Source organism: Methylobacterium sp., from assembly GCF_019745455.1.
Lineage (GTDB): Bacteria > Pseudomonadota > Alphaproteobacteria > Rhizobiales > Beijerinckiaceae > Methylobacterium.
This window is the reverse complement of the sequence record NZ_JAIETD010000077.1, coordinates 24,644-35,156: the sequence shown is the minus strand read 5'-3', so window position 1 is coordinate 35,156 and position 10,513 is coordinate 24,644. Positions and strand designations below refer to the sequence as shown.

Below are 10,513 nucleotides of genomic sequence, written 5' to 3'. Positions count from 1 at the left end.
TCTGATCAGGTGCGGGGCGCAGGCTTAAAAGATGAAGAATTGCAGGAGCTTGTGAAAAGCTTGGCTCCCCGAGTAGGACTCGAACCTACGACAAAGCGATTAACAGTCGCTTGCTCTACCAACTGAGCTATCGGGGACCACGGCGGGGTCTCTACACACCCTGGATGCGGGGCGCAAGCGTCGGAATGGCGTGTTTCACGAATCCGTCACGATCTGACCGACGGCCTCGCTTGCCCGTGACGGCGATGTCACGAACGCCGTTGCCCACGGCCCCTTGCCTCTGCTAATGACCGGCTCGCCCCGGATCGGCCGCCCGATCCGGACCAGCACGGCAAGGTCCCTCGCATGAGTGCCTTAGCCAACGAGGCCTCGTGGCGGAGTGGTTACGCAGAGGACTGCAAATCCTTGTACGGGGGTTCGATTCCCTCCGAGGCCTCCATTCGATCCTTGCTCCGCACGTCCACCCAACAGAATTTCGAGCCGCGGAAAGCGTTGCGTTTTGACGCCCGATCCACGACAACCCGCCGGCCTTCGCCGCCCGAGCTTGGATCGCCGCACGGCTTGAATCCGGAAACCGTCGTGGGCGAGGCTGTCGTTGGAGAGAGGGCACAGATGCTCGATTATGCGCAGGCACGACGCCTCATGGTCGATTGCCAGTTGCGGACCTTCGACGTGAACGACGTCGCGGTGCTCGATGCCTTCGACACGGTGTCGCGCGAACGCTTCGTTCCGCACGGCCGCGAGGATTTCGCCTATATCGACCAAGCCCTCAGGCTCGGACCGCAACGCGTGATGCCGGCCCCGATGCTGCTGGCGCGCCTGATCCAGGCGCTGGCGGCGGGTCCGGGCCAGCGCTTTCTCGATGTGGGCGCGGGCTACGGCTACGGCGCCGCCATCCTCGGATCCCTCGGCGCCAAAGGCGTCGCCCTCGAACCCGATCCGGCGCTGGCCGCTGGCGCGCGCGAGCGCCTCGCGGACAGGCCCGGGGTCACGGTCATGGAAGCGCCCCTCGATTCCGGGGCGGCGGATGCCGGGCCGTTCGATGCGATCCTGGTCAACGGCAGGGTCGAGGTCAGGCCACAGACCCTCCTCGACCTCCTGTCGGACGGCGGGCGTCTCGCATGCGTGATGGGGCGGGACCGCGCTGCCAAGGCGACCCTTTTCGTTCGGGCAGGCGCAGCCTTCGGCTCCCGCCCCCTCTTCGATGCCACCCTGCCGGCCCTGCCGGAATTCACCGCCGAGGCCGGCTTCGCCTTCTGACGCGCAAGGCCAAGTGTCGCTTTTATACGGCACCTCCTGGCGAATCTCGGCCTGCACTCCTGCGCTAAGTGCCCAGTTACCCCAGCTCTGCTAAGCTGCAGATCGAGGCGGGCTACCCGGATCGCGCCGAAAGCGCCGCGGCCGTGACAGACGGCCAACCGGTTCATCGAGAGACCGCAAGGGTTGATGGACGTGAGTAAACGGAACTCCGCGACGCGCGCTGGGCACTCGCTCATCGCCAGCGTCGCTCCCGCGCTTGGCAGGCTGGCACTCGTTGGCCTGACGTTCTCCATGGCCGTCCCCGCTGGGGCCGAGACGTTGGAGAGCGCCCTGGCACGTGCATACCGCGCCAATCCGGTTCTCAATGCGAGCCGGGCCAGACTGCGCTCCGACGACGAAGGCGTCGCCCAGGCTTTGTCGGGCTATCGACCAACGGCAACCCTCAGCGCCGATATCGGCCTCCAGCAGTTCCAGGGCAGTCTGCAGAGGCAGCAGATCAACAATGTGACGCGGCCGGGCGGCGCTGGTCTGACGATCAACCAGACCCTGTTCAACGGCTTTCAGACCGACAACCAGACCCGGCAGGCGGAATCGCAGGTGCTCAACACCCGCGAAATTCTGCGCTCCACCGAGATGAGCACGCTCTTCCTCGGCGCGCAGGCCTACATGAACGTCCTGCGCGATACAGCGAACCTCGAGTTGCAGCGAAACAACGTCGAGGTGCTCGAGGAGCAACTCCGCCAGACCCGCGACCGCTTCAACGTCGGCGAAGTCACCCGCACCGACGTCGCGCAGGCCGAGGCGCGCCTCGCCGGCGCCCGCTCCAGCGTCAGCGCCGCCGAGTCCAACCTGCGCGCCTCGATCGGCGATTACCGCCGCCGCATCGGCGTCGAGCCGCGCCAGCTCGCGCCCGGCCGGCCGCTCGATCGCTACGTGCCCTCGAACCTCGACGCCGCCGTCACCATCGGCCTCAAGGAACATCCCCAGGTCCTGGCGTCTCTCCACGCGGTGGATACCGCCGAGGCGAGGGTGAAGGTTCTCGAAGGCCAGCTCTATCCCCGCGTCGGCCTGCAGGGCTCCGTAGCCCAGCGCTACGACAGCCAGTTCCCCGGCGACAACGGCGTCACCGCGGCGATCGTCGGCTCGATATCGATCCCGCTCTACGAAGGCGGTTTGACCTACTCGCAAATCCGCCAGGCCAAGGAGCGGGTCGGCGAGGCCCGCATCAACGTCGAGGACATCCGCGACCAGGTGCGCTCGGGAATCGTCACCGCTTGGGGCCAGCTCGAAGCCTCCAAGGCCCAGGTCATCGCCTCTCAGGCCCAGGTCCAGGCCAACGAGGTCGCGCTCAACGGCGTGCGCGAGGAGGCCCGCGTCGGCCAGCGCACCACCCTCGACGTGCTGAACGCACAGCAGGAGTTGCTGAACTCGCGCGTCAACCTCATCATCGCGCAGCGTGATCGCGTCGTGAACTCCTACGGCGTGGTCCAGGCCGTCGGCCGCCTCACCGTCCGATTCACCGCGATCCCGACCGAGATCTACAGCCCGAAAGAGCATTTCGATCAGGTCAAGGATCTCTGGTTCGGCGTGCGTACGCCTGATGGGCGCTGACCGACACGTTTTCCTGTGGCCGGACGCCGGCGATCGAGCCTCGCATCCTTGTCTCTGGCCGCAGGCGTGAAATAGTGAAGGGTAAGGTCTCACGCTGCCGAAATGACTGCCGGTTGGGCGGAAGAGCGCGCGACAAGACAAGAACTTAGAACCGTGCCCGATTGCCATGCGGACGAAGACGGTTCTAATTCAACCTTTCCTTAACCTTAAGCCCCGAGCATCGTTGGTATGAGTGCAGCGAGCCCCAAGGTGCAGGACAAGGGCCCGGATCTCGGCACGGAACCCTCCATGGAGGAAATCCTGGCCTCGATCCGGCGGATCATCGCCGACGATCAGAATGCAAAAACCGAAGATCCGCAGCCGAGCCGCGCCTCACCACCCCTCCCCGAGAACGACGACATCCTCGATCTCGCCGAGGTGGCGCAGCCGGTGCGCAAACCGGCACCGGTCCAGATCGAGGAGGAGCCGATCGGCTTTCGCCAGGACGTCGCCCCCGATCTGATGGATTTCGATTCCATCTCCTTCGACGATGTCCCTGCGCCTGAACCCGCCGCTGCTCGCCTGCCGGAGCCGGAGCCGGAATTCGACGCGGTCTGGGACGAGCCCCTGACGCCGGAACCTCCTCCGCCGCCACCGCCGCCGTCTCGCAAGGAGGTTCGGCAGGAATTCCCGCCGGAGCCGGATTCCGCCAGGGAGCGCCTGACCTCGGCGATGACCGATGCCAGCGTCGGCCAGGCCTTCAGCATGCTGTCGAGCATGGTGCTCACCAATCAGGCCCGTACGCTGGAAGACCTCGTCCAGGACATGCTGCGGCCGATGCTGAAATCCTGGCTCGACGACAACCTGCCGGTGATGGTCGAACGCCTGGTCCGGGCCGAGATCGAGCGCGTCGCCCGCGGGCGCTAGCCCCTTCGTGTTGACGCGGACGCCCTGACGGGTTGAAAGCGGGCCGGCGCGACGCCCCGCGCCTGTTTGGCCCGTATTCCGCCCATGATGGACAAGACATTCGACCCCGCCGCCGTCGAGGGGCGCGTCGCCGCCGCCTGGGAGGCGGGAGAGGCCTTCAAGGCCGGCCGGCCCGAGCGCGCCGATGCAAAGCCCTTCACCATGGTGATCCCGCCGCCGAACGTGACGGGCTCGCTCCACATGGGCCACGCCCTCAACAACACGCTGCAGGACGTGCTGTGCCGGTTCGAGCGCATGCGCGGGCGCGACGTGCTGTGGCAGCCGGGCACCGATCACGCCGGCATCGCGACGCAGATGGTCGTCGAGCGCCGGATGATGGAGGCGCAGGAGCCCGGCCGGCGCGAGATCGGCCGCGAGGCCTTCGTCGAGAAGGTCTGGGCCTGGAAAGCGGAATCGGGCGGGGCGATCGTCAACCAGTTGAAGCGGTTAGGGGCATCCTGCGACTGGTCGCGCGAGCGCTTTACCATGGGGCTCTCAGGCGCGCCCGACGACCAGATGGTCCGCGCTGTGACGAAGACCTTCGTCGACCTCCACGCCAAGGGGCTGATCTACCGCGACAAGCGCCTGGTGAATTGGGACCCGAAGTTCCAGACCGCGATCTCGGACCTCGAAGTCCTGCAGGTCGAGGTCAAGGGCCATCTCTGGCACTTCGACTATCCGGTCGTCGACGAGGCGGGCGCCGAGACCGGCGCGGTCATCACCGTCGCGACGACGCGGCCCGAGACCATGCTGGGCGACACGGCGGTGGCGGTCCACCCGGACGACGAGCGCTACACCGCGCTCGTCGGCAAGCATGTGCGCTTGCCGCTGGTCGGCCGGTTGATCCCGATCGTCGCCGACAGCTACTCCGACCCCGAGAAGGGCACCGGCGCCGTCAAGATCACCCCGGCCCACGACTTCAACGATTTCGAGGTCGGCAAGCGCGCGGGCTGCACGCCGATTAACATCCTGGATGCGGAAGCGCGGATAACGCTCGACGGCAACGAGCCTTTTCTTAGCAACGCCTCGCCCGATCCGGAGGCGCTGGCCCTCCATGGCCTCACGCGCGAGGAGGCCCGCAAGCGCGTCGTCGCCCTGATGGAGGAGCGCGGCCGCCTGAGCCTCATCGAGCCCAACACCCACGCCGTCCCGCATGGCGACCGCTCGGGCGTCGTCATCGAGCCCTATCTCACCGACCAGTGGTACGTGAACGTGAAGCCGCTCGCCGAGCGGGCGCTCCAGGCCGTGCGCGACGGGCAGACGACGTTCGTGCCCGCCAACTACGAGAAGATCTTCTTCCAGTGGCTTGAGAACATCGAGCCCTGGTGCATCTCGCGCCAGCTCTGGTGGGGCCACCAGATCCCGGTCTGGTACGACGAGGACGGGGGCATCTTCGTCGCCGAGACCGAGGCGGAGGCGCTGGCTCAGGCCGAGGCCAAGCATGGCCGCAGCGTTGCCCTGCGCCGCGACGAAGACGTTCTCGACACCTGGTTCTCCTCCGCCCTGTGGCCGTTCTCGACCCTCGGTTGGCCCGACCAAACGCCGGAACTCGCGCGGTTCTACCCGACCAACACCCTGGTGACCGGCAAGGACATCCTGTTCTTCTGGGTCGCCCGGATGATGATGCTCGGCCTCCACGTCACCGACAGGGTGCCGTTCGACACGGTCTACCTCCACACGCTGGTGCGGGATGCGGCCGGCGCCAAGATGTCGAAATCGAAGGGCAACGTCGTCGACCCGCTCGGGCTCATCGATCAATACGGCGCCGACGCCTTGCGCTTCACCCTCGCGGCGATGAACGCGCCGGGGCGGGACATCAAGCTCGCGGTCAACCGGGTCGAGGGCTACCGCAACTTCGCGACGAAGCTCTGGAACGCCTCGCGTTTCGCCGAGATGAACGGCTGCGTGCTCGATCCTGCTTACCGCCCAGAGGCGGCCACAGAGAGCCTCAACCGCTGGGCGCTCGGCGAGGCCGCCCGCGCGGTAGCGGAGGTCACGGCGGCGCTCGAAGCGCACCGCTTCAACGACGCGGCGGCGGCCGCCTACCGCTTCGTCTGGAACATCTTCTGCGACTGGTACGTGGAGCTCGCCAAGCCCGTCCTCCAGGGCGAGGGCGACGCCGCCTCCAAGGCCGAGACTCAAGCCACGGTCGCCTTCCTGATCGACCAGATCGCCAAGCTCCTGCATCCTTTCATGCCCTTCCTCACCGAGGAGCTGTGGGCGATCAAGGGCGAGAGTCTCCCGGATCGCGGCCTCCTGGCGCTGGCGCCCTGGCCCGACCTGTCGAGCCTCGACGATCCGTCCTCCGAAGCCGAGGTCGGTTGGGTCGTCGACCTCGTCTCGGAGATCCGCTCGGCCCGCTCGGAGACCAGCGTCCCGGCGGCAGCGCAGATCCCGCTCATGCTCGTGGCGGCGGATGCGGCGACGCGGGCACGGGTCGAGCGCTGGGGCGACACGCTCCTGCGCCTCGCCCGCCTCTCCGAGATCGGCTTTGCGGAGGCAGCCCCGCGCAACGCCGTCCAGCTCCTGGTCCGCGGCACGGTCGCGGCGCTCCCGCTGGAAGGCATCGTCGATCTCGCCGCCGAGGTCGCCCGCCTGAACAAGGAGGCGGCGAAGGCGGCCTCCGAGATCGCCAAGATCGACGGCAAGCTCGGCAACGCCGATTTCCTCGCCCGCGCCCCCGACGAGGTCGTGGACGAACAGCGCGAGCGCCGGGACGGGGAAGCCGCAAGGCTGGAGAAGATCCGCGAAGCGCTGACGCGGTTGTCGGAGTGAATCCCGCCCTGTCATTCCGGCCTCCGGATCCGCCCTTTGGCCGGTCCAAGGATGAACTCTGCGGAACTCGGGCCCGGAGGGCCGCGCCGGAGGCGTGCAATCCATAACGGCGCCTCGTGCCTCACTTGGCGATGTTGGCGGCTATGGATCCCGGGCTCGCCTTCGGCGCCCCGGAATGACGGGTTTGATGATCGCTCCGAGGCGCTGTCCTGACCACGACCTCCAAATGCTGATCTCCTCGCCCCGCCGCTCCCGCCTCGCCAAGCTCCTGCGCCGGATCGGGGCCGGTCTCGCCGGCTGTCTCGTCGTCCTCGTCTTCGCGGTTCTCCTCACGGCGAGTCCCGGCGATCCTGCGCTCTATCCGCCGACCGGCGAGGACTCCGAGATCATCCACCTCGTCGGCCACGGCTGGCATTCCGGCATCGTCCTGCCGCGCGGGGCCCTGACCGGGGAGGGCGCGGGTGCGGCGACGCGCAACATCGCCACGCGGTTTCGCGATTATCCACGGATCGAGTTCGGCTGGGGCGAGGCCCGGTTCTACCGGGCGACGCCGACGCTGGCGCAGTTCGATGCGCGGCTCGCCCTGCAAGCCCTGTTCACGCCGGGCGGACGGGCCGGAATCGTGCAGGTGGTGGGGCTGGAACAGGACATTCGGACAAGCTTTCCCCGTTCCGACATCGTTCCGATCCGGGTCTCGAAGGCGGGCCTCGCCCGGCTGCTCGCTCGCCTCGATGCGAGCTTCCGCCTTCAGGGCGGCCAGCCGGTGGCGGGCGGGCCGGGGCTCTACGGGCCGAGCCTGTTCTACGAGGGCGAAGGCCGGTTCTCCGCGCTCAATGTCTGCAACCATTGGGCGGCCCGGCTCCTCAACGCCGCCGGTCTTCCGATCACGCCGGTTCTCGACACCCATCCGGCCGGGCTCCTCGCCGATCTCGCCTGGCGCGCGGGCGCCGAGAGGTTGCCCAACCTGTCCAAACCGTAATCTTGGCGCCACGATGGGGTCAGGTCGAAGGCTTTAGATGTCGGATCAAGGCGTCGCCCAACGGCGCCCGCCCAGCAGATCCGGAGTCACTCATGTCCGCCGAGCCCAACCGTTTCCGTCGCAATGCGCTCGCTTCCGTCGCCGCGGCCGCCCTCATGGCGACAGGCGCCGCGAGCGTGACCTTCGTCCAGCCCACGACGCCGGCCATCGCCCAGGCCCTTCCCAAGACCCCGATCGAGGCGCCCGAGCATCCGCCCGGCTCCTTCGCCAATGTCGTCGATAAGGTGAAGCCCGGTGTCGTCGCCGTGAAGGTGAAGCTCGAGGACACGTCCAGCAGCGACGATGACGACGGCCCCGGCGGCATGCAGAACACTCCGCCGCAGCTGCGCGAGTTCCTCAAGCGCTTCGGCCAGAACGGCCAGGGCGGCCCCGGCAGCCAGAAGCCGCAGAGGCCCGGGCAGCGCGGCGGCATGGGTTCGGGCTTCATCATCTCGGCCGACGGCTACGTCGTCACCAACAACCACGTGGTCGACAAGGCCAAGACCGTGCAGGTGACCCTCGACGACAACCGCACCCTCGACGCCAAGGTCATCGGCAAGGACCCGAAGACCGATCTCGCGCTCCTCAAGATCACCGAGGGCGGCACCTTCCCGTACGTCTCGCTGGGCAAGACGGCGCCGCGGGTCGGCGATTGGGTCGTGGCGATCGGCAACCCGTTCGGCCTCGGCGGAACCGTCACGGCCGGCATCGTCTCGGCCCGCGGCCGCGATATCGGCGCGGGTCCCTATGACGACTTCCTGCAGATCGACGCGCCGATCAACAAGGGCAATTCGGGCGGCCCGACCTTCAACGTCGGCGGCGAGGTCGTCGGCGTGAACACCGCCATTGCCTCGCCGTCCGGCGGCAGCGTCGGCCTCGCCTTCGCGATCCCGGCCGAGACCGTGCAGGCAGTGGTCGACCAGCTCCGCGCAGACGGCAAGGTCGCCCGCGGCTATCTCGGCGTCCAGGTCCAGCCGGTGACGCGGGACATCGCCGACGGCCTCGGCCTCGACAAGGCCAAGGGCGCCCTCGTCGACCATGCCGAGCCGGGCACGCCGGCCGCCAAGGCCGGGCTCAAGTCTGGCGACGTGATCGAATCGGTCAACGGCAATCCGATCAACGACGCCAAGGAGCTGTCGCGCAAGATCGCCGGCCTCAAGCCGGGCGCCAAGGTCGATCTCGCCTACCTGCGCGGCGGCAAGTCCGACACGGCCACGGTGGAGCTCGGCGCGCTGCCGAACGACACGTCCTCGGCCAGCAACGACAACCGCCGCGGCAGCACCCGCGACGGCCAGCCCCGCCTCGGTCTCAGCCTCGCTCCGGCGGCGGAGGTCGGTGCCGGCGAGGAGGGCGTCGCCGTGATGGAGGTCGACCCCAACGGGCCGGCCGCCGCCAAGGGCGTGGAGCAGGGCGACATCATCCTCGATGTCGCCGGCTCCGCCGTCTCGAAGCCCTCGGAGGTCGCCGAGCGCATCCGCAGCGCAGAGGCCAACGGTCGCAAGGCCGTCCTGATGCGGGTCCGCAATGCGAAGGGCGTCACCCGCTTCGTGGCGGTGGCCCTGAACAAGGCGGGCTGAGCCGACGCGCATTCCTCCGTCCGATCACGAAGAAAGCCGGCCCTTGGGCCGGCTTTTCTCGTATCCGATTGGAATCGCCGGCGGGCTCGATCTGGATTCGCTCTCCTAGCTCGCAGGATCATGGCTGGCGAGATCGTGACCGTTCTTCGCCCCCGCGGCGACGAACGGCATCGCCCGTCGCATCCTTCTTGCCTCGTGGGGGTTGAAGCCCGGGCTCTGCGCCCGCGGCGATCCCGAGGGAACGCCGACGCGATCGGGAAACACGGAGAGGCCACCGTGCGGCAGATGGAGCGGGAGACATTCATGACCGTTCGGATCGAGACCCTTGCCCTGGCCGCGGCGCTGACCATTGCCGGGCTCGTGGGGATGCCGTCGGCGGCCATGGCCTGGATCGGGAAGCCGTGGGCGTCTGGCACCTACGTCTATGCCGATCTCTGTCTCGCGGACGGCGAGCGCACCGGCCGCCGTATCACGCTCAGGCGCTCGCCCAACGGCGATGTCCTCACCTATGAGGCGGCTACGGCCGGATCGATCCGCATCGAGACCGTTTCCGTCGACGACAACCGGTCCGTCTCCTTCGCGTTCGAGACGTCTCAGGGGCCGGTCGCGTTCCGCGGACGCATGGAAACCGAAGCATTGACGGGCCTTCTCGAGGATGCCAGCGGCACACGCGAACTGCGGCTTCCGCGCATCCTGCGTTCCCGCCCGGACATGCCGTGCCCGGGCGAGACGACGGGATCGATTCCCGTCTCGCGCTGAAGGGCGATGGAAGCAACGAGCCGGTTGGGCTAGATCCCAAAGTATGATCGGGTCCCGCCACGTAACCTGTACCGCCCTCGGCGTGCTTCTGCTGCTTGCCGGCACCGGAAGTAGCCGCGCGGCCGATTCCTGCGACGCGCTCACGGCGCGGATGATCCGGGCCACCGGCGCCTCCCTTGCGGGCCGGACCGGCCCCCTCGCGGTCTTCCGCGCCGCCGATGCCGACAGGATGAGCCTGACCTGCGGGAAGAACAGCCGCATGGTGTTCGGAGCGGTGGAGCGCCTGCCGCGGCGGAACTACTTCGTGCTGATCGGGCTCGCCGCGCAGGGACTGACCGGAACCCGTCCTGAGGATGTCGAGATCCTGGCCCTGAAGCTGCACCAGGATTCGCTGCTCGCCGATGCTCCCCGCGAAGGTCAGACCGGCCGCGCCGCCCTCCGCTGCGAGACCGGCCCGAGGCGGGATGCGCTGGCCAACGACCACACGGTCTGCATCCTCGTCCCGAACCGCCCGGTCGTCCTGCGCCGCCGGGCCGCCCTTCCCGCCGCCGCGTCGCTGGGTTAGAGC

8 protein-coding genes and 2 tRNA genes are annotated in these 10,513 nt (G+C 68.2%); 9 read left to right on the top strand and 1 reads right to left on the bottom strand.

Annotated features, from left to right (window positions below):
• Positions 1 to 61 precede the first annotated feature (61 nt).
• Positions 62 to 137, bottom strand: a tRNA-Asn gene (locus K2Y56_RS16555).
• 228 nt (positions 138 to 365) lie between these two features.
• Here K2Y56_RS16555 and K2Y56_RS16550 point away from each other — a divergent pair.
• The 9 genes from K2Y56_RS16550 (at position 366) to K2Y56_RS16510 (ending at position 10,510) form a co-directional block, all read left to right on the top strand.
• Positions 366 to 439, top strand: a tRNA-Cys gene (locus tag K2Y56_RS16550).
• Positions 440 to 612: 173 nt separating this feature from the next.
• Positions 613 to 1,260: a protein-L-isoaspartate O-methyltransferase gene (locus tag K2Y56_RS16545; protein ID WP_292509806.1), complete on the top strand. Its 648-nt coding sequence runs from the start codon at positions 613 to 615 to the stop codon at positions 1,258 to 1,260.
• 186 nt (positions 1,261 to 1,446) lie between these two features.
• Positions 1,447 to 2,871: a TolC family outer membrane protein gene (locus tag K2Y56_RS16540; RefSeq protein WP_292509803.1), complete on the top strand. Its 1,425-nt coding sequence runs from the start codon at positions 1,447 to 1,449 to the stop codon at positions 2,869 to 2,871.
• A gap of 228 nt (positions 2,872 to 3,099) precedes the next feature.
• Positions 3,100 to 3,777 carry a PopZ family protein gene (locus tag K2Y56_RS16535; protein WP_292509801.1) on the top strand — a complete coding sequence of 226 codons (678 nt, stop codon included), beginning with the start codon at positions 3,100 to 3,102 and terminating at the stop codon, positions 3,775 to 3,777.
• Positions 3,778 to 3,861: 84 nt separating this feature from the next.
• Complete coding sequence (locus K2Y56_RS16530; protein WP_292509798.1) at positions 3,862 to 6,591, top strand: valine--tRNA ligase; 2,730 nt, start codon at positions 3,862 to 3,864, stop codon at positions 6,589 to 6,591.
• 226 nt (positions 6,592 to 6,817) lie between these two features.
• Complete coding sequence (locus K2Y56_RS16525; protein WP_292509795.1) at positions 6,818 to 7,570, top strand: DUF2459 domain-containing protein; 753 nt, start codon at positions 6,818 to 6,820, stop codon at positions 7,568 to 7,570.
• Positions 7,571 to 7,662: 92 nt separating this feature from the next.
• Positions 7,663 to 9,186 (top strand): Do family serine endopeptidase, encoded by a 1,524-nt coding sequence (locus tag K2Y56_RS16520; RefSeq protein ID WP_292509793.1) that lies wholly within the window; start codon positions 7,663 to 7,665, stop codon positions 9,184 to 9,186.
• A gap of 303 nt (positions 9,187 to 9,489) precedes the next feature.
• Entirely contained in the window at positions 9,490 to 9,945 is a 456-nt protein-coding gene (locus K2Y56_RS16515) for a hypothetical protein (protein WP_292509789.1), read from the top strand.
• 43 nt (positions 9,946 to 9,988) lie between these two features.
• Entirely contained in the window at positions 9,989 to 10,510 is a 522-nt protein-coding gene (locus K2Y56_RS16510) for a hypothetical protein (protein ID WP_292509787.1), read from the top strand.
• The last annotated feature ends 3 nt before the right edge of the window (positions 10,511 to 10,513 follow it).

Bases quoted from the DNA above. Each gene is read 5' to 3' on its own strand.
- K2Y56_RS16535 (WP_292509801.1), top strand. From the start codon at position 3,100: ATGAGTGCAGCGAGCCCCAAGGTGCAGGACAAGGGCCCGGATCTCGGC.
- K2Y56_RS16540 (WP_292509803.1), top strand. From the start codon at position 1,447: ATGGACGTGAGTAAACGGAACTCCGCGACGCGCGCTGGGCACTCGCTC.
- K2Y56_RS16530 (WP_292509798.1), top strand. From the start codon at position 3,862: ATGATGGACAAGACATTCGACCCCGCCGCCGTCGAGGGGCGCGTCGCC.
- K2Y56_RS16525 (WP_292509795.1), top strand. From the start codon at position 6,818: ATGCTGATCTCCTCGCCCCGCCGCTCCCGCCTCGCCAAGCTCCTGCGC.
- K2Y56_RS16545 (WP_292509806.1), top strand. From the start codon at position 613: ATGCTCGATTATGCGCAGGCACGACGCCTCATGGTCGATTGCCAGTTG.
- K2Y56_RS16515 (WP_292509789.1), top strand. From the start codon at position 9,490: ATGACCGTTCGGATCGAGACCCTTGCCCTGGCCGCGGCGCTGACCATT.
- K2Y56_RS16510 (WP_292509787.1), top strand. From the start codon at position 9,989: ATGATCGGGTCCCGCCACGTAACCTGTACCGCCCTCGGCGTGCTTCTG.
- K2Y56_RS16520 (WP_292509793.1), top strand. From the start codon at position 7,663: ATGTCCGCCGAGCCCAACCGTTTCCGTCGCAATGCGCTCGCTTCCGTC.